Raw genomic sequence first — 20,374 nt, 5'->3', positions numbered from 1 at the left:
AATCTTAAATAAATAGTCTTATCGCACAATAAAAATAGCGTCAAGTCACTTTTGAATGACTTGACGCTATTATAAGAACATATGTCAGGTAAACGCTACCAGCGTATGGTAACCAATAGGCTATTAAACCGATTTACCCAATTGAGCAGCTCTTAATGCATTCTCTTGCTGTTCAGCGATTAATGAATCGCACTTATTGGGATCATTACCACAAAACGAGCAATTTTCGTCGCCCATCAATTTAGCAACACCGCCACAAGATCCTCTAAGCGGCTTTTTTTTGACCATATAACCGATGCCCATAAAAATGAAGAATAGGACAAATACGGTGAAAGTAATGGCAAGCATAGGAAGCAGTTGGCTAAGCATAGAGGAAACCTCATTTTAAAAAATAGGGCAGTTATTAGTAGTGCTGTCTAAGTTCATGACAGCTAAGCACCGTTAATAACAACTGTATAATAGTATAGCAAATTTTAGTGCAGCTCGTTGTGCGTTAACGTATTCTCTTGTTTCACATCTATCACTTACCAGTGGCTTGTAGAGTATACCGTCTAGAGCTTAGAGAACGTTTAGAGCTTTTTATCAGCACGTAACGCTTTCATCTCTGGGGTCTGTACCACCTGCCAGTCGTCAATGTCATCGTCAGCAGCTTCGTTAGACATATCGTCAGAACCTTTTGCTTTTACATCATCAGCTAGCACCACAAACATGGCCGCCAGATTTTGTGTTTTAGCGACATCTAGTGCCTTGTGATAAGGCATCGCGGTAAGGGCAGTTGCCCACGCATCCGCCAGTGCAACCGAATCAGCTGCGACAGTGACTGAAGGTGCGCCGCCTGCAATAGGGTTACCCGTTGTCGGATCGATAGTATGGCTATAGCGTTTGCCATCGAATATGACAGAGTTACGATAGTTACCAGAGGTCGCTAGATGCATTTGGCTAGCCGTATTTTTTGGTTGGCGAATAGCAGATATGGTCTGACGTTCGCTGACAGTACTACCTTCAATAGGGGCGTCAATCGCAATTTGCCATGGCTGCTGCTGGTTATTCACACCAGAGGTGGCTATTTCACCGCCAATCTCAACCATGTAATTACGAATTTGATAATCCTCTCTCAACACATCAGCGATGACATCGACGCCATAACCTTTAGCAACGGCAGAAAAGTCTAAACCAACGCCGTCTTTGGTCTTATAGATGGTGTCGTCTTTTTTTATGATACTCTCAAAATCGACCAATGCTTTTGCTTGAGCAATCTCAATGGCGGTTGGCGGACTTTGTAGGCGCTCGACCGTCATGGTACTTCCAAAGCCCCACGTGTTTACGAGTGGCATAACAGTAGGGTCAAAAGCACCGCCAGACTGCTGATAGACAATTTGCGAGACATCTAGCACACGACTAAAATCAGCATCGATGGTGATAGGTTTGTCTTTACCCAAACGATTGAATGTAGATATCGTTGAGTTATTTTGATAAGTAGACATACTATCGTTAATTTGTTTTAGGCGCTCGTCTACCGCAGCTTGTATGGCAGCTTCGTCCGCATCATCAGGCAACTGATAGCTAATATGATAGCTCGTTCCCATCGTCTCACCGATCAGATAGTTATAGTCTGGGGTTTGCTGGCAAGCACTGAGACCTAAAGTACTAGCAAGGCTGACGACGCTTACTAAGGTAAGGTGCAGAGATTTTTTGGAAGATAAGCTGGATATAGTATTTTTCATAATATTTTCGGTATGGCGTAGAAATGAGTAGGGTGTAAAACAAGCCACGCTTATTTTACACCCCTTGAACCCAAAAATACTAATGAAGGCACCATTCAGCGACAATTCGTTCGGTTGATCGAATTATTTTACTTGTGACTCACGTATGAGCTTATAGAGTTTTGGCGGAGAAACGCGGTTGACCCGTGTGGCCAGTTTTTCTTTACGACCAGCGACGATGATATATTCCTCTCCCTTGGTGAGCGCTTTCACAACTTGTTTAGCAAACTCAGGCGCAGTTAGACCGTTATTAGTTGCTTCATCCATCGTACCTTGTGCGCTACCGTCGCCAGTCAACGCATTGATAGAGATATTGGTCTGGATAAACCCTGGGAATATCGTGGCTACTTCTATGCCTTGGTCATGTAGCTCAGCACGCAAACTGTTTGCCCACATATGCAGCGCTGCTTTGGCTGCTCCATAAGCGCCGCGATATTGTGTACCCAGCAAACCTGCCACACTCGAGACCATTACTACTTTGCCGCCGCCTTGTGCAATCATGTCCGGCAACGCAAGTCTGGTAAGACGCGTCTGAGCAAAGTAATCTATTTCCATGATTTGGCGTTCAACTTCTTCAGCCGTGTCCATGATGAGCGAACGCTGACTGATACCAGCGTTATTGATGAGCCAGTCGATTTTTCCCGCCTGAGCTTTAGCAGTAGCATAAGCTTTTTTGGTTTGGTTGGCATCACTGATATCAAAAGGAACGACAATATGTTTGTTAGCACGTTTGCAGCTGCTTTTGACCACCTCTAGCTTATCACTGTCACGTCCACTTAGAATAATCCTAGCTCCGCGTTTGGCGAAGGCAACGGCTAATGCTTGCCCAATACCGCTAGAAGCACCGGTAATCCAAATGGTCAAATCTTTGTATTTCGTTTTCATAAGAGTCCTTTCTCAATGTTTAGATAGTCCATAATATAGGATAATAAAGCGACTCTACTAGCTAGATTTGTAGTCTGCAACGGCATTACTATGTGTAAAAATCGCGCAAAAAAAAGAGCCTCAATTGAGACTCTTTTTATATTCTTAAACCTTACTTTGCTAGATTAATTATCTAACTTAACCACCGAAATCATCAAGCATGATGTTTTCGTCTTCCACGCCCATGCTGTGTAGCATGTCGATTACGGCAGCGTTCATCATCGGTGGCCCACACATGTAGTATTCACAGTCTTCTGGGTTTGGATGATCTTTCAGATAGTTTTCGAGCAATACGTTATGGATAAAGCCTGTTGGACCTTCCCAGTTATCTTCTGGTAATGGGTCAGACAGTGCAACATGCCACTCAAAGTTATCGAACTCTTCTTCTAGCTGATCATAGTCTTCAACGTAGAACATCTCACGAATAGAACGAGCTCCGTACCAGAAGCTAATCTTACGATCAGTATTCAAACGTTTAAGCTGATCAAAGATATGTGAGCGCATTGGGGCCATACCAGCACCACCACCAACAAAGATCATTTCAGCTTCGGTCTTCTTGGCAAAGAACTCACCATAAGGACCTGAAACCGTCACTTTGTCACCAGGTACTAAGCTAAATACCCACGAAGACATTTTGCCTGGTGGAATACCGTCAGGACCACGTGGCGGTGGACTTGCGATACGGATATTAAATTTGATGAGGCCTTTCTCTTCAGGATAGTTAGCCATCGAGTAAGCACGGATAACAGGCTCATCAACTTTTGAGACATAGTTGAAGATACCGAATTTTTCCCAGTCTTCTCTATATTCTTCATCAACCACAAAGTCTTTGTAGTGCACTTCATGCGGTGGCGCTTCCAACTGTACATAACCACCAGCGCGGAAGTTTACTTCTTCGCCTTCTGGAATTTTTAGTACCAGCTCTTTAATGAAAGTGGCAACGTTATCGTTAGAAATAACTTCACATTCCCATTTCTGTACATCAAAGAACTCAGGATCAATCTCAATTTTCATGTCTTGCTTAACAGCTACCTGACAAGCTAAGCGCATGTGATTGCGGATTTCACCTTGAGTAAAATAGCCTTCTTCGGTGGGCAAAATAGAACCACCACCTTCAATAACGCGGCAACGACACTGCGCACAAGTACCACCACCACCACAAGCTGAAGATAAAAATATACCTTCGCCCGCTAGCGTTTGTAGTAGTTTGCCGCCAGCTGGTGTCACCACATCATTATCGGGATTATCATTAATATGGATAGTGACATCGCCTGAACTGACCAGTCTTGAGCGTGCCGCCAAAATAATAGCGACGAGGCCCATGATGATCAAGGTAAACATAGCAACGCCACCAATCGCCGTAGCGTAATCCATGGTAGGTATCCTTAATCTATGGGGTAGGGGTGTGGGGGCATAATCTATGCTGTACCCAAACCTCTACCGAATAAATGAATTAAATAAGTCAAATAGCTAATGAAAGCTTTGAGCTTAGCGGTTTAGATGGACATACCACCGAACGACATAAAGCCGAGCGACATAAGACCAACCGTGATAAAAGTAATACCAAGACCACGCAGCGGTGCTGGAATATCTGAGTATTTTAGCTTTTCACGGATACCCGCCAATGCTGTAATAGCAAGTGCCCAACCGAAGCCTGCACCCACACCATAGACAACAGATTCACCAAAGTTATAGTCACGCTCAACCATAAATAGTACACCACCCAAGATGGCACAGTTTACGGTGATTAGTGGTAAGAATACCCCAAGTGCGTTATATAGACTCGGTACAAACTTGTCCAAGAACATCTCTAGGATCTGTACGGTAGCTGCAATCAAACCGATATAACTTAGCAATCCTAAGAAGCTCAAGTCGATATCAGGGAACCCTGCCCATGCCAGCGCACCATCTTTTAGGATGAACTGGAATAGTAAATTGTTTAGTGGAACGGTAATTGCCATCACGACAACAACAGCAACACCTAGACCAATCGCTGTAGAGACTTTTTTGGATACGGCCAAAAAAGTACACATGCCTAAGAAGTAGGCAAGCGCCATGTTCTCAATAAAGACTGAGGTTATAAATAAACTAACATAATGTCCCATTAGTGACCGCCTCCATGTGCCATGCCTTTAGACTGCGGCTTCATTACAAACTCAGCTTCTTCAACTTGTTCTGGTTTCCAGATACGGACCACAGCGATGAACAAACCGATGATAAAGAACGCTGATGGTGGTAACAGTAATAGACCGTTTGGTATGTACCAACCGCCATCAGTAACTGGCTGTAGAATCGTAATACCGAACCAAGTACCAGCACCCAATAGCTCACGGATAGTTGCGACAAATAGTAGTACTGCTGAGTAACCAAGACCGTTACCAATACCATCTAAAAAGCTTGGGATTGGTGGGTTGCTCATAGCAAATGCTTCAGCACGGCCCATAACGATACAGTTAGTGATAATCAAACCAACAAAGACAGATAGACCTTTACTGACGTCATAAGCAACCGCTTTTAGTACCTGATCAACCAAGATAACCAACGAAGCAATAATCGTCATCTGTACGATGATACGAATGCTTGATGGAATCTGCTTACGGATAATCGAGATAAAGAAGCTTGAAAATGCTGTTACCAAGGTCAATGCCACACACATGACCATAGCGTTAGCCATGCTGGTGGTGACAGCCAATGCCGAACAGATACCAAGGATCTGTAGGGCAATAGGGTTATTATCAAAGATAGGCGTGGTTAAAATGCTTTTAGTGTCAGCCATGTTATGCCTCCTTGCCGTTTGCTACTGGTAGCTTGGCTGCCAATTCGGTTTTAGGTTGAGCTGCCGGCTTTGATTGATTTGCTTGCGTGTCTGCACCTTCAACCGTTTGGCCGCTCTTTTCGCGTAGCGTATCTAGATAAGGTTTATAACCTTGCTCGCCTAACCAAAACTGAATCATGTTGCTGACGCCGCGGCTAGTCAATGTCGCACCGCTGATGCCATCAACCCAGTTCTCTTTTGGGTTACCAGCTTTGGTTACACCAGTGGCAACGTTACCATTCTCGTCATAAGACTCGATACCGCTCCACTTTGCACGCCACTCTGGCTCTTCGATACGAGCGCCAAGGCCTGGGGTTTCTTTATGCTCGTAGAAACTGATACCTTTGATGGTATTCATATCACTTTCGAGCGTTAAGAAACCATAGATAGTGCCCCATAGACCGTAGCCTTGAATTGGCAATACAACCGTTTCTGGCTGACCTGCGTCATCATTTTTGACATAGACTTTGGCATATTTTGGCTTACGACCAATACCAGCAGGATCGTTGTCACCCAAGTCTTCACTTAAAGCTTGGTTTTTTGTCGCTTGACTGGCGTCATAAGCATTACGATCAGGGATGCCAGCAGTTTTTAGCGCATCATCATCGAGATAAGTACCTTCGTTTAAATCAATGATTTTTACTTCAAAATCTTTAAAACGTTCGGCAACATCATCTGCTGTATCAGACTCAGCGTCATACATGTCAGCCGCGACTAAGATGTTTTTGTTGCGATCTAAACGTGCGTTTTCGACTTGCGCAGGCTTTAGACCAACAGCCACTGCTGAGACCAACACTGAACACACCAAGCATAGCGTCAAAGCCACACTGATGGTTTTCGCGTTATTACTTTTGGGCTTGGACATAGCGAACCCTCCGAGCGGTTTGGCGTTTGATATTTGCTTGAGTCACAAAGTAGTCAAACAATGGAGCAAATAAGTTGGCGAATAGAATGGCCAGCATGATGCCTTCTGGGAAAGCAGGGTTGATGACGCGAATCAATACGGTCATAAAACCAATCAAGATACCGTAAGCCCAGCGGCCTTTATTTGTATGCGCAGCTGATACTGGATCGGTTGCCATAAATACAGCACCGAAAGCAAAGCCACCGATAACTAAGTGCCAGTAGAACGGTAAGCTCATCATCATGTTGTCTTCAGAGCCAATCATGTTGAACACAAGAGACGTCGCAATCAGACCGACCACACAACCTGCCATAATGCGCCAAGAAGCAATACGCGTCCATAGCAACACTGCAGCACCCATCAGGATAGCCAGCGTCGATACTTCACCGATACTGCCTTGCATATTACCTAAGAATGCATCACTCCACGTGATGGCATTACCATAGACATCGACGAAGTCCTGAGGAACCACACCAAGGGCTGCAAGGCCAAGAGGGGTTGCACCTGAGAAACCATCTACTGCTGTCCATACTGAGTCACCAGACATATAGGCTGGATAAGCAAAGTATAAGAATGCACGACCCGATAGGGCAGGGTTAAGGAAGTTTTTACCAGTACCACCGAACACTTCTTTTGCGACAACCACACCGAAGATAATACCTAGGGCGACTTGCCATAAAGGAATATCAGGTGGTAGACATAATGCAAATAGAACTGAAGTCACAAAGAAACCTTCGTTAACTTCGTGTCCACGGACGACAGCAAAGATAATCTCACAGAGAATACCTACCGCAAACGTCACGATATAAATAGGCAAAAACTGCATCGCACCATAGACGAAGCTTGCCCAGATACTATCTGGGTTATAGCCTGCCATGCTAGTGATCACAGTACGCCAGCCTTCAGGCTGCAAGCCAAGCTGAGCGATAGCGGTTAGTGCTTGATGACCAATGTTGTACATACCCCAAAACATCGCTGGGAAGGTGCATAGCCATACGGTAATCATAATACGCTTTAGGTCAATCCCGTCACGTACATGTGATGATGCATAAGTGGTTGAGCTTGGTTGACGTAAGAACGTATCAAACATCTCAAAAATAGCGTAGTACTTTTCGTGTTTGCCGCCTTTGGTGAAAGATGGCTCCATACGATCGAACATATTGTGTAAAAATTTCATCGTGGTTAGCCCTCCAGCTCAATGCGCGTTAAGTTATCACGCAAAATATCACCGAATTCATATTTGCCAGGAGATACAAAGGTGCATAGTGCCAAATCTTCTTCGTCCAGTTCAAGTACACCCAAATCTACGGCACTAATGATGTCTTCGACAATCAATGCACGTAGTAACTGAGTTGGTAGGTAATCTTGTGGCATGACTTCTTCGTAGACACCGATTGGTACCATCGCTCGTGGTGAGCCGTTACTTGTCGTAGTAAAGTCGTACTTTTTGCCACCAAAGAACTGCGAAATATAGATAGGCAGTTTTGAGAAGCGGTTTTTACCTGGAGTAAAGAAATGGAACGCAGGACGCTCACGGCCTTCAGTCAATACGCTGATCTGATTGTGAAAACGACCCAGATAGGCGATGTTTTCAAACACTTTGCGACCAGACAATACTGAACCTGAAATGATACGGTTCTCGCCAGCAGCCAGCTTACCTTTGGTCAATGCAGTAATATCAGCACCGCGTTCAGTCATAACCAACTGCGGGTTAGTGACCGCAGGACCTGCTAAACTCACCATGCGGCGCGTATATAGACGGCCTGTCGTGAACAATTTACCGATGGCAATCACGTCTTGATAACCAATCGTCCATACGGTCACACCGCGGCTGATAGGATGCAAAAAGTGAATGTGCGTACCAGCAAGACCAGCTGGATGCTTACCAGCAAAACCATGATACTCAGTGACGTTATTTGCTGCAGTTTTTGTAACTGGCGTCAGTTGGGTATCGCCACGATGGCAGACAAAGGTCTTTGGACTAAGCGTAGATAATACAGCAAGTCCATCATTGAACGCTTGTAGCTGCTCATTGATCACAAGCATCGGGTCAAAGGCAAGTGGATTGGTATCCATTGCTGTGACAAAGATAGCATGTGGACGAGCGCCGATTTCGGGTGCGCGGCTATAAGGACGCGTACGGAACGCCGTCCATTCGCCAGAGGCAATCAGTTGGGTTTCAACGACTTCAGAGTCTAGGTCAGCAAGCTGCTGTGAGTCATAGCGCTCAAAGTCTACTTCTTCACCATTTGGGTCGACCGCAATCACAAGACTCTCAAACACTCGACGTTCGCCACGTTTAACAGCGACGACCTTACCGGCAGCAGGGGCAGTGTAGATCACGCCAACACGTTTTTTGTCTTCATAAACGGGCTGACCTTTGGCTACAATGTCACCTTCTTTGACATTCATAGTGGGCTTCATACCCACATAATCATAGCCAACAAGTGCTACATGTGTCGGTTGGTGCTCAGATATCTCGCGGGAGGGTTCACCAGTGATGGGCAAATCCAAACCTTTTTTGATGGTAATCATAAGCGAAAACTTAGTCCATAGTCTAAAACGATACCAGACGTCCTGTTTGGTATATCGGTAGCATGAACATTTGTATCACTCAATAAAGCCTTCAATCGTCTATTTCCTTTATAGTGAAATAGGGATGAAAGCTCTGTGAAGACAATACATGATCATAACTACTAGTAAGAGTATTAACGCTGACCTTAGACTCCTTAACAACACGTTAATGTCTTATTCGAATTACCAAAGTGGCGACTGGCTACCAAGGTGTATGCTAAAACCGTTTCATCGAAATCAATCGCTACAGCGCATGGCTAAAAGAGACTGATTTAAATACAAATGGCTTTATCATACGTTTCATTGAAATTTAAAACTTGTAACACCAGTATGTTTGACCATCTCTCGTTCACTAATATCGTCTAAAGATATTCGATAGAATAAGAGTGTAGCCAAATAACGATCTATTAAGGTAGATGATATACTGGTTAAAAGACAAACTAGCTAAGCAACTGATAAGCAAACCTCACTTATTATAAGCTGCTATAGTTTTAATCGTAACGGTTTTAATATAGTTAGCTAGTGATAGGGACTTGCAAGACATCTAATTAAGGTTAAATACCGCAGAATCGATGGTTTAGAGACTATTGGTTGAGATTTTTTCAGATAGTCCTTTTTAGCAATTTCTTAGCCAATATTTTATTGGCGTATTGAATGATTGCTCGATCCATCCTGATCACCATGCTGTATTAGTGAGTTGTAACAACTCAACAAAAAGCGTAACACATGGTTACTATCACATAGAAACAAATAAAAATTTACCTAGGATTATACGCTAAATTGACCTAAAATTGCCAGTCAGTAATAGAATTTAACGATTGTTGGTAGTGATTCTACGTATTAAAACTTATGGTTATGATTGTCTAGTTTCTGTCTTTCTTATTTGTATTCAAACAGATTGCTAACTTAGCGATGTCGTAGTTTTCGATCTGTCCATAATTTATGCTACTTTTAAGCAGCGTTTTCTCTCGTTATTTGACGCTTCGATAACGTTTCATTCTCAAAATTTTAATTTACTAAATTTATTGCCAATCTTGTGCTTTATAAGGAATGTTATATGTGTGCTGTGCCTGTCATTATCCCGGCTATTGATTTAAAAGATGGTAAGTGTGTACGTTTAAAACAAGGCCGTATGGAAGATGATACGGTGTTCTCTGATGACCCAGTTGCCATGGCAGCGCGTTGGGTAGATGAAGGCGCGCGTCGCTTACATTTGGTCGATTTGAATGGTGCTTTTGATGGCGTGCCAGTACATAGACAAGTGGTCAATGATATCACCAAAGCCTATCCGAACCTGCCTATTCAATTGGGTGGCGGTGTACGCAACATGAATACCATCGAGCAGTATATTACCGCAGGTTTGACGTATATCATCATCGGTACAAAAGCCGTTGAGGATCCTAATTTCGTCGCGGAAGCTTGCCGCGAATTTGCAGGACATATCATCGTCGGTATCGATGCCAAAGACGGTATGGTAGCCACTCATGGCTGGGCAAACGTGACAGATACCAAAGCGACCGAGCTTGCTAAGCGCTTTGCAGATGTCGGCGTGTCTTCAATCGTTTATACTGATATTGCCCGCGATGGCATGATGCAAGGCGTTAACGTCGAACAAACTGTTAATTTGGCGCGTGAAGGCGGACTACCTGTGATTGCATCAGGCGGCGTTACTGACATGAAAGATATCGAGCTGTTGAAGCCTTATGGTGATTGTATCGAAGGTATCATTACCGGTCGCGCTATCTATGAAGGCACGTTGAACTTAAGCGAAGCACAGCTTTACTTAGATAGCTAAAGACTGCCAAAATTAGTCGGCTAAAATCAGGCAGCTAATTATTAGCAATCAGCTAAGCGAGAAAAATCCGTAAAAAATAAAGGATGCTTATGGCCACTTACATTGACCGTCCAATAATACGCAGTTCTATAAAAGCGTGGGGTCAAATGGTGTTGCTACTAAGCATCCTTTTTGCGTTCTCAGCGCATGCTGCCAGTGAAGAAATTTCTGGTGTCGCAACGGCGTTAGATATAGAGACCACTGAAGGTGTAGATATAATAGAGGAAAGCGTATCTAACGATAATTCTGCCACATCAGAAAATGAGACATCAACAGGTGATACCACAGAACCCGCCAGCTCATTGCCAACACCTGATCCACCGCCAGTAATCAGTGGCGAAAGCACTAACAATGCTCAAATCGAGACCACGCCCACACCGCAAAAAGACAACGATATTCGTCAACGTATCAGCGGTATTTTCTCTGAAATCGAAGGCTTACAAGCCGTCAATGTTAGTGTCACCCAAGGGGTCGTTACCCTAACGGGAGAGACAGCCAACGAAAAAAAAGCACAGCAAGCGATTAACTTAACCAACCGACTAACAGATGTCGTCACTGTAGAAGACAGGATTAACCGCACACTAGATGTTCAAGAGAATGTATCAACGGTCTATCAAGGTCTAAAGGCACAGGTGACCAATCTAGTGAAGGCGCTACCACTACTATTAGTTGGCATCGTTATATTTGCCTTGGTAGCATGGTTTGGCAGTTGGTTATCTAATCGCAAAAAGATGTGGCAACGTCTAACACCCAATCCATTTGTCGCTGAGCTGCTGTCACAAACGGTCAAAGTCATCTTTATTATCTTTGGTCTGATTCTAGGGCTAAGTCTGATAGGTGCAGAGACTATTTTAGGTACATTGCTTGGTGGAGCAGGTGTCATTGGTATTGCGGTTGGTTTCGCAGTCAAAGATACCATTGAAAATTATATCGCTTCACTAATGCTGAGCATTCGCCAACCTTTTCGTGCCCGTGACCATATCGTAATTAATGGGCAAGAGGGCATCGTGGTTCGTTTGACCTCGCGTGCGACGATACTGATGACATTAGATGGTAATCAGTTGCGCATTCCTAATGCTGAAGTCTTTAAAGGTACCATTCTAAACTACACCAAAAACCCTGAGCGTCGATTTACTTTTGAATTGGGCGTTGATGCCAATGATGATCCTTTAGCAGCAATTAAAGTCGGATTGGATGCGATACATACACTGGCATTCGTTTTGGATGAGCCTAAGGCAATTGCGGTCATTACCAATGTGGGTGATTCTAATATTGTTTTGGAATTTCAGGTTTGGGTAGATCAATCAGAGACTGACTTTGCCAAAGCACGCAGTATCGCCATTCGTGAGACCAAGCATGCACTAGAAGATAAAGGCTTTAGCTTACCTGAGCCTATCTATCGTCTGCGCTTCAACAATAAGTTAGAAAAAGCCTTTGAGCACATGCAAAGCAGTGTCAGCAATGCTAATAATATTCAATCTGATATGACGATTACGCCGACTATCCCTAAGCCTGCTGAAACAAATCAGGTCAGCGAGAGTCATACGGATGACCAAGATAAAAAACAAGCCAAGGCTCGAGCCAAAACCATTTTGCAAGGTCGCAGTGCTAATGAGGTTCTCGACGCCCGTCCTGACGACAAGCTGATGGAAAAGGTTGAGCAAGAGATTGCTCAAAGCTCAGATGAGACGGATTTATTGAATAATAATAGCCCGCAAGAATAGATGTTAGACGTTAAAGAAGGTTTAGGCATAAAAAATGCAACAGAATCTATATTTGGTGGTTATTCAAATACGGGGCTTTTTATGGAAATGAAACACGTTATTATCTTTGCAGTTATTGGTATTGTGGCATTGCTTGGCTTTAACATTATAAATGGCAATAGTCGTGAACAAAATAGAGAGATTGCGACCAGTAGTGTAGCGACTGAACAGCCTGATTCTACAGTAGCTACCTCTGATACAGATATTACTAGCCAGCCACTTAGTCAACAGCCGAAAGCGATCGTAGATAATGCTACTAGCAAAATTGACCAAGCGCAGCAAGCCGAACAAGACCGTGTAGACCAATTGGACGATGCGCAATAGGCACAATAAATAGCTATATCGTTGATGATTGAAAAATACACAGCATAAAAAAGGCTAACGATTACGTTAGCCTTTTTTATTGTATTACAACATCAGTATCTAAGTATCAGCCTAAGCTTAGCTTTTTTTAGCAGCGCCTCTGCGGTTGCTGCTTCTTTTTGCTGGAGCTTTCTTAGGCTGCTCTTTCTTCGGTTGACCTTTTTTGCTTTGGTTCATTGCACTAGATTGCAATTTAGCTTTCAAATCAAAATCAATCTGTAGCAGATCCATATTGACACCCGCAACCTTCACTTTAACTGAATCGCCCAGTCCAAATAGCGTACCTTTATCTTTACCGATAAGCTGCTGCTGCTGCTCATCATAGACGAAGAAGTCATCGCCAACGTTTGAGATATGAACCAAACCGTCGATATATAAGTCAGTCAATGTGACGAATAGACCAAAGCTAGTAACCGTAGTCACAACGCCTTCAAACTCTTCACCGACATGATCGGTCATATAGTGACACTTGAGCCAAGATTCTACATAACGTGATGCTTTTTCTGCACGGCGTTCTGTATCTGACGTTTGTGTACCAGCACCTTCAAGAGAAAAGTCCATAACAGGCTGTGGGCTGTTGGTAACTTTTGCCTTAATCGCACGATGCAGCATCAAATCTGGATAACGGCGAATTGGCGAGGTAAAGTGGCTATATTCATCATATGCTAAGCCAAAGTGACCAATATTGTCAGGTGCATAATTTGCTTGCATCATTGAACGCAGCAGCATGCTATGAATACTGATGGCATCTGGTCTGTCTTTGGTCGCTTCGATAATCCGCTGATAATCCGCTTGCGTTGGATTCTCTTCGGGGAATGGTAAGCCAAAGTTTTTCGCATATTCATGAATACGCATCGACTTCTCATTATCAGGCTTATCATGGTTACGATATAAAACTGGCAGCTCATGCTTAAGTGCGAAGTTTGCCGCACAAGTATTGGCAAGCAGCATACACTCTTCGATTAGCTTCTGAGAGTCGCCACGAGTGCGCGGTAAAATCGCTTCGATTCCGCCTTTCTCGTTAAACTTGATATACGTTTCAACTGTTTCGAATTCCATTGCATGACGTTCTTCACGCTTTTTAAGTAGTAGCTCATACAATTGATGTAAGGTATCAACAGATTTTTTAACGTCTTTATTACCCGTTAATGATTTAGGTAATCTCTTATCATTCGGGTTCACAAGATAATCATTTACTTGATTATAAGTTAGACGGGCTTGTGAGTGCATCACGGACGGATAGAACTCATATCCAGTCACTTTACCGGCGCGCGATATCTTGATATCAGCAACCATACATAAGCGATCTAGATTAGGGTTCAATGAACATAGACCGTTAGATAATACTTCAGGCAACATCGGAATCACACGATGCGGGAAGTATACTGAAGTACCACGCTCATAAGCATCTTGGTCAAGTGGTGAATTCGGTGTCACATAATAGCTGACGTCCGCAATCGCAACCACAACACGGTAATTACCACCAGAACGCTTTTCAGCAAATACAGCATCATCAAAGTCACGAGCATCTTCACCATCGATAGTGACAAGCGGTAGATGACGTATATCTGTACGACCTTTTATGTCTTTCTCAGTTGGCTCTTGATAGTCATCAGCTTGCTTAAGCGCAGCTTCGCTAAAATCTGATGGAATATCATAGTTGAGCAGGGTAGTCTCAATAATCAATTCACGGTCATTGTCATCAGACAGCACTTCAGTGATTTTACCAGTGGCAAATTCATGCTGGTTTGGCCAGTCAATGATATCGACTTTGACAGGAGCGCCTTGCTTAATATTTAGCGCCTGAACATTGTCATCAGTAACCGTAATCGGTTGATGATTGTTTGGGCTACCAAGCTCAACACAATAGCCGTCTTCATCACGAGCAAGTGTACCGATAAAGTTGTTTTGACGACGTTCGACAACATCAACGATACGCCCTTCGGTACGTCCACGATTGTCTGTCGAAGTGCCGACGGCTGCTACCGTGTCGCCATTGAATACCCAGCGCATTTGTTTTTCATGCAAAAACAAATCTGGCATATCACTTAGCACCACAAATCCAAAACCTTTTGGATGTGCAGAAACTGTACCTGAGACGATATCTTGCTTAGTCACCGTGCGATAGCGATAAGGACGACCATCACGATTCACTTGGCCGTCACGCGCCATTGCTTTTAGGCGATTGCCCAAAGCATCAAACTGATCAGGATCATCAATGTTAAAGGCTTTTGCCAACTGTTGATGCGTGACTTCCCCATGTTCATTAATCGTGCTGAGTATCAGCTCACGACTAGGAATCGGGTTGTCATATTTTTTTGCCTCACTTGAGGCGTTTGGATCATTCCAACTCATAAATTACCGTATCTATTTTTAAAATTATTAATAGTGGCTATCTTAACACGAACGACGTCGCAATATCTTGCGTCAATTGTCTTATGTGTATTCGGTAGCAGGAAGCGGTCAGTTTTCTGGCGACCGCTATAGGGATAAATCAAATATCGATATCGACATTGCTCGATTGATTAGTGATTTTTTTACTATCCAACTCTTTTGAGACTTCTAGTACCGTAGTCTGATTTGATTTATCCAAGTATTTTTGTGCTTTATCTACTTCCGTGGTCAGTGTATTGACCGTTTGCTTCATATTCTCTAGCGCTTCAATTTTGTAATTGCTAATCATATCCATGGTGTCATAGACATTATTGAAGGCGTTTTGCAGTTTATCAAGCTCAATGCTACTGCTGGTCGCCTGCTCATGGATTTCACCTGACTGACGTTTGAGCATCGCTGAAGTTGATTCAATCAAACTACTGGTGGTTTTGTTCAATGCAGTGATTTGATCCAATACCAATTTTTGATTGGTCATTGCTTGGGCAACAACAACAGCCGTGCGTAATGCAGACACCGTGGTCGTGGTTGCGCGATCGACACCTTTGATCAGCTCTAAGTTATTACGGCGAATGGTATCAAGCGCTAAATAGCCTTGTACATTCACTGCTAACTGAGTTAAAAAGTCAGTATTTTTTTGACGGACATAAAACAACATCTCTTCTTTAATGATGCGCGCTTTTTCTGGATCTGTTGCTTCTATGGCATAGACCTTATGCTCAAGCTGCTCATCAATCTTTTTGCCAACATAGACATACTGGCGAATAGACTGCATCAGCTCCCACATATTGACTTTTTCTTGCTCAATCATCGCATTGTCTTTGAGCAATTCATCTTTACCATTATAGAGACTGGTCACAACGGCATTGATATGTGATTGTGCTGATTCATACTGACGGAAATAATCTTGCACCTTATTGCCGAATGGTATCAGACCGAACAGCTTGCGTGAGCTGGTTAGCTCCTTTTTGCTTGGATCTAAGTCTTCGACAATCCCGCGTAGTTCCGTTAGCGATTTGGCGATAGGAGAGTTGTCGAATAAACTGTCATTCAGACTTTTTGCGGGCAAATCTAACATTCGGTTAGATACTTGTGCAGATTCACGAATCTCTTTGGTACCTAAATTATGAATAGACTGCACGTTCTGTCGAAATTCATCGCTATGCACAGAGTTGGTCAGCACATGATCAACAAAAGCATCAACCTTGGCATCGAGCTCAGGAATTTGGCTTTCATCCAATTTGACCATCTGATCTGCTTCACTTTTCTGTATTTCTTTGACAGGTTCAGGTGCTGTTAGAGAGATACTGGGAGTTGTAGCGTTTTCTGGTGGCGTCAATTCTTGCATGAAATATCCTCTGATATCGGAGAAGGGAAGTGTTTTTTTCAACGACTCTGACAGTCGTGATATACATTGTTTTTATTTATACACTTAGCTTTTATACATTAATGTTTTTAGCTCGTACTAATTTTTATCAAATGATCATTAGTTACTGCTAAATACTAACTAGTAAATATAACTAGACCTTTAGATTACCGTGTAATCAGAAAGTTGAGAAGGTGGGTTTTGTAAAATAGCGTCAATCAATGATGCTAGGCTATTTATGTTCAATATAGCTGCGTTCATTACTGCCGTTTTTGAGTCCAAATAATAAAAAACCATCAATATCCCGCAGCATATTGATGGTTAGAGTTATAAATAGCTATATAGACTAACAGCCACCACTCAAAGCAATCCAATAAACAGATTACTTTTTCTTAGTGGGTCCAAGCAGCATACCCATCTGACGACCTTCCATCTTAGGGTACTGTTCGACGTTTGAGATATCAGCAGTATCTTCAATGATACGATCAAGTTGTTTGCGACCAATATCTTGGTGCGCCATTTCACGTCCGCGGAAACGGATGCTAATTTTAACTTTGTCTTGATCTTCCAAGAAGCTCACGATTTTTCTCAGTTTAACCTGATAATCGGCCTCTTCGGTACTAGGACGTAGCTTCATCTCTTTAAGCTGAGTCTGCTTTTGGTTTTTCTTAGCTTCTTTAGCCTTTTGCTTTTGATCATAGAGGAAATGCTTATAATCCATGATCTTACATACTGGCGGCTTAGCTTCAGGAACTAATTCGACCAAATCTAGATTTTCATCACGTGCCGCTTTCATCGCGGTTGCGATATCAACCACGCCCATTTGCTCGCCATCTTCTTTAACGAGACGGACTTCTTTGACATTGATATCTTCGTTGATGTTCAAACGGTTGGACTGTTTAATAGGTATTACTCCTCATCTGTTTTTGGGGTCTGTCGGCCTTTTTTACTGACAGCGGTCTGTACTAATGTAATAAATTCAGAAACACTCATCACGCCAAGGTTCTCACCTTCGCGAGTTCGGACGTTGACACTGCCCGATTCGACTTCTTTATCCCCTAATACTAGCATATAGGGAATACGTTCTAATGTTTTCTCTCGTATCTTAAATCCAATCTTTTCGTTACGCAAGTCGCTAATAGCGCGCAAACCTGCATTTTTGAGCTCGCTAACTACGTTTTTGCATGCATCAGCCTGTTTATCAGTGATGTTCATGACCACAACTTGCTGCGGTGCTAGCCATACTGGCATCCAACCGGCATAGTTTTCGATCAAAATACCGATGAAACGCTCAAACGAACCTAAGATTGCACGGTGCAACATAATAGGTACTTCACGATCGTTTTGCTCATTAACAAATTCAGCATCTAGGCGCTCAGGCATGTTTGGATCAACCTGAATAGTACCGCACTGCCAAATACGTCCTAATGAATCCTTTAGACTGAACTCAATCTTTGGACCGTAGAATGCACCTTCACCAGGTAGATAATCCCAGTCTAGCCCTGAGCTATCAAGCGCATCTGCTAGCGCTTTTTCTGCAAAATCCCAAGACTCATCACTACCAACACGTTTTTCAGGGCGGGTAGAGAGCTTCATGATAATATTATCAAAGCCAAAATCTTCATAGACGGCAAGCGTTAGCTTAATAAAGTCAGCAACTTCTTGTTGAATCTGTGCCTGCGTACAGAAGATATGCGCATCATCTTGAGTAAAACCACGTACACGCATCAAACCATGCAATGAACCTGATGGCTCATTACGATGACAAGAACCAAATTCAGCCATACGCAGTGGTAAGTCACGATAAGACTTTAAACCTTGATTAAACACTTGCACATGACAAGGGCAGTTCATCGGTTTTACTGCATAATCACGGTTTTCGCTAGAAGTCGTGAACATATTGGTTGCATAGTTGCCCCAATGTCCTGAACGCTCCCACAAGCTGCGATCAACGATTTGAGGGGTTTTAATCTCTTCGTAGCCGTTATCGTATTGTACTTTGCGCATATATTGCTCAAGTACTTGATAAATCGTCCAACCATTAGCATGCCAGAACACCATACCTGGCGCTTGCTCTTGCATATGAAATAGGTTCAGCGCTTTACCGATTTTACGATGGTCACGTTTTTCTGCTTCTTCAATACGCTGGATATAAGCTTTTAGCTGTTTCTTATCAGCCCACGCAGTACCATAGATACGTTGTAACTGCTCATTTTTCGCATCGCCGCGCCAGTAAGCACCTGACATTTTAGTCAGTTTAAATACTTTCAAAAAGCGCGTGTTTGGCACATGCGGACCACGGCACATATCGACATATTCTTGATGATGATATAGACCAAAGGCTTCTTCACCTGGCATATCATTAATAAGCTTTAACTTATAGTCTTCGTTACGTGATTCAAATATCTCAATCGCTTCAGCACGTGGCGTCATTTTTTTGATAACGTCATAATCTTGCTTGATCAGCTCCATCATGCGTTTTTCAATCGCTTCCATATGCTCAGGCGTAAATGGCGTTTCACTAAAGATATCGTAATAAAAACCATCATCAATAACAGGACCAATGACCATTTTCACATCAGGGTAGAGCTGTTTAACAGCATGACCTAACAGGTGAGCGCATGAGTGACGAATAATATCAACACCGTCGTCGTCTTTTGGCGTTACGATTTCAACATTGGCATCAGCGACGATAGGATCATGTGCATCTACCAGATGACCATTTACACGTCCAGCAACTGTCGCTTTAGCGAGTCCTGTCCCAATACTTTGCGCCACTTCCATGACTGTTGTATGACCTTCAAAGTCTTTTACACTACCATCGGGTAAAGTAATCGCTACCATAATCTATTCGCCTATTATTGGGTCCGTTGGCAGTGATGATTGCAACCATCAATCATATAACCGTGAGACCACGTCAATTATATCTAATCATTGTGATATGTTGTGAGAGAGACGCATTACCTAGAGTCTTAATATGACTATATATGCTAGAACTGATATAAGGCTCGAAGCCAGTCAATCAATAGCATTGCAGCAAAATGCATTTCGCTATAGAAGTAATATAACAGCCAACATATATAAGTAATGCAGCAAAATACCTATTATAGCAAAAACCGTCTCTCAACACTAGATATCAAGGGATTGCGTGGCGACTAATATGAGAGCCATATCTTATGATAAAGGTAGTATCAAATACTGCACTATATAGGACAGTATATTGAAAGCGTCATATAAGCCTGAATAACTTAGCTTATATATAGTGCTGATTATATGAATATCAACATTGAAAAATATGAGAGACAATTTACTTAGAAGAGATATGTAAGAATATCAGGACGAATAAGCCCAGTTGTGAATATTAGATAAAGCTTGTTTTCAATGAAAATTGGTGGATTAAAACATATTGCACACTAGTATTTAAAAAATAGAGAACCTCAATTCTATAACCCATTGAAAAAAATACAGATTTATCCATCTGCTAAAATAAGATTAAAAACATTAATAAAACGGGTTGACACAAAAGATAAACCGTCTATAATACGCACCTCATCAAGACGAGCTGGAAGTAGCTAGTGTGTAGATTACACATTAATAACCCAGTTAACTTGTTGAAACAAATTAAAAAAAGAAGTTGACAGACTATTAAAACATGATATGATGGTCAGCTCGCTAAA

At 42.7% G+C, this 20,374-nt stretch carries 16 protein-coding genes; 3 read left to right on the top strand and 13 right to left on the bottom strand.

Annotation, left to right across the window (positions count from 1 at the left end; all coding sequences use genetic code 11):
- Positions 1–123: 123 nt before the first annotated feature.
- The 9 genes from nqrM to I3254_RS09405 all read right to left on the bottom strand — a co-directional run bounded on the left by nqrM (position 124) and on the right by I3254_RS09405 (position 8,941).
- Positions 124–369 (bottom strand): (Na+)-NQR maturation NqrM, encoded by a 246-nt coding sequence (gene nqrM / locus I3254_RS09445; protein ID WP_102091068.1) that lies wholly within the window; start codon positions 367–369, stop codon positions 124–126.
- 200 nt (positions 370–569) lie between these two features.
- Positions 570–1,724, bottom strand: coding sequence for an FAD:protein FMN transferase (locus I3254_RS09440; RefSeq protein ID WP_238052683.1), 1,155 nt, complete (start codon positions 1,722–1,724; stop codon positions 570–572).
- A 123-nt stretch (positions 1,725–1,847) separates the two neighbouring features.
- A complete protein-coding gene (locus tag I3254_RS09435) occupies positions 1,848–2,648 on the bottom strand; it encodes an SDR family NAD(P)-dependent oxidoreductase (RefSeq protein WP_238052682.1) in 801 nt (266 codons plus the stop codon).
- Between the two features lie 177 nt (positions 2,649–2,825).
- Positions 2,826–4,061, bottom strand: coding sequence for an NADH:ubiquinone reductase (Na(+)-transporting) subunit F (nqrF, locus tag I3254_RS09430; RefSeq protein WP_102078341.1), 1,236 nt, complete (start codon positions 4,059–4,061; stop codon positions 2,826–2,828).
- A gap of 122 nt (positions 4,062–4,183) precedes the next feature.
- Entirely contained in the window at positions 4,184–4,792 is a 609-nt protein-coding gene (gene nqrE / locus I3254_RS09425) for an NADH:ubiquinone reductase (Na(+)-transporting) subunit E (RefSeq protein ID WP_011281361.1), read from the bottom strand.
- Entirely contained in the window at positions 4,792–5,463 is a 672-nt protein-coding gene (locus I3254_RS09420; RefSeq protein ID WP_057762168.1) for an NADH:ubiquinone reductase (Na(+)-transporting) subunit D, read from the bottom strand. Before I3254_RS09420 ends, nqrE begins: the two co-directional genes overlap by 1 nt.
- Before the next feature lies 1 nt (position 5,464).
- Positions 5,465–6,367, bottom strand: coding sequence for a Na(+)-translocating NADH-quinone reductase subunit C (locus I3254_RS09415; protein ID WP_057762167.1), 903 nt, complete (start codon positions 6,365–6,367; stop codon positions 5,465–5,467).
- Positions 6,348–7,583 (bottom strand): NADH:ubiquinone reductase (Na(+)-transporting) subunit B, encoded by a 1,236-nt coding sequence (locus I3254_RS09410; protein ID WP_057762164.1) that lies wholly within the window; start codon positions 7,581–7,583, stop codon positions 6,348–6,350. Before I3254_RS09410 ends, I3254_RS09415 begins: the two co-directional genes overlap by 20 nt.
- Positions 7,584–7,588: 5 nt before the next feature.
- Positions 7,589–8,941: a Na(+)-translocating NADH-quinone reductase subunit A gene (locus I3254_RS09405; RefSeq protein WP_238052681.1), complete on the bottom strand. Its 1,353-nt coding sequence runs from the start codon at positions 8,939–8,941 to the stop codon at positions 7,589–7,591.
- Between the two features lie 1,096 nt (positions 8,942–10,037).
- Between I3254_RS09405 and hisA the strand changes: the two genes are divergently transcribed.
- From hisA to I3254_RS09390, 3 genes are all read left to right on the top strand, one after another.
- Positions 10,038–10,775, top strand: coding sequence for a 1-(5-phosphoribosyl)-5-[(5-phosphoribosylamino)methylideneamino]imidazole-4-carboxamide isomerase (hisA, locus tag I3254_RS09400; RefSeq protein WP_102094878.1), 738 nt, complete (start codon positions 10,038–10,040; stop codon positions 10,773–10,775).
- Positions 10,776–10,864: 89 nt separating this feature from the next.
- Complete coding sequence (locus I3254_RS09395) at positions 10,865–12,538, top strand: mechanosensitive ion channel domain-containing protein (RefSeq protein ID WP_238052680.1); 1,674 nt, start codon at positions 10,865–10,867, stop codon at positions 12,536–12,538.
- Positions 12,539–12,619: 81 nt separating this feature from the next.
- The gene (locus I3254_RS09390) at positions 12,620–12,901 is read left to right on the top strand and encodes a hypothetical protein (RefSeq protein WP_238052679.1); all 282 of its coding nucleotides are present in this window, start codon (positions 12,620–12,622) and stop codon (positions 12,899–12,901) included.
- A 117-nt stretch (positions 12,902–13,018) separates the two neighbouring features.
- Here I3254_RS09390 and rnr read toward each other — a convergent pair whose 3' ends face one another.
- From rnr to thrS, 4 genes are all read right to left on the bottom strand, one after another.
- Positions 13,019–15,295 (bottom strand): ribonuclease R, encoded by a 2,277-nt coding sequence (gene rnr, locus I3254_RS09385; RefSeq protein WP_238052678.1) that lies wholly within the window; start codon positions 15,293–15,295, stop codon positions 13,019–13,021.
- Positions 15,296–15,434: 139 nt separating this feature from the next.
- Positions 15,435–16,679 carry a toxic anion resistance protein gene (locus I3254_RS09380; protein WP_238052677.1) on the bottom strand — a complete coding sequence of 415 codons (1,245 nt, stop codon included), beginning with the start codon at positions 16,677–16,679 and terminating at the stop codon, positions 15,435–15,437.
- 400 nt (positions 16,680–17,079) lie between these two features.
- Positions 17,080–17,583: a translation initiation factor IF-3 gene (infC, locus tag I3254_RS09375; RefSeq protein WP_057762155.1), complete on the bottom strand. Its 504-nt coding sequence runs from the start codon at positions 17,581–17,583 to the stop codon at positions 17,080–17,082.
- Between the two features lie 23 nt (positions 17,584–17,606).
- Complete coding sequence (gene thrS / locus I3254_RS09370) at positions 17,607–19,541, bottom strand: threonine--tRNA ligase (protein WP_238052676.1); 1,935 nt, start codon at positions 19,539–19,541, stop codon at positions 17,607–17,609.
- Positions 19,542–20,374 lie beyond the last annotated feature (833 nt).

The sequence above is a fragment of the Psychrobacter sp. Ps2 genome, assembly GCF_022129405.1.
In the GTDB taxonomy this organism is placed as follows: Bacteria; Pseudomonadota; Gammaproteobacteria; order Pseudomonadales; family Moraxellaceae; genus Psychrobacter.
Note: the sequence above shows the minus strand (reverse complement) of the source record. Positions and strands in the feature narration are given on the sequence as shown.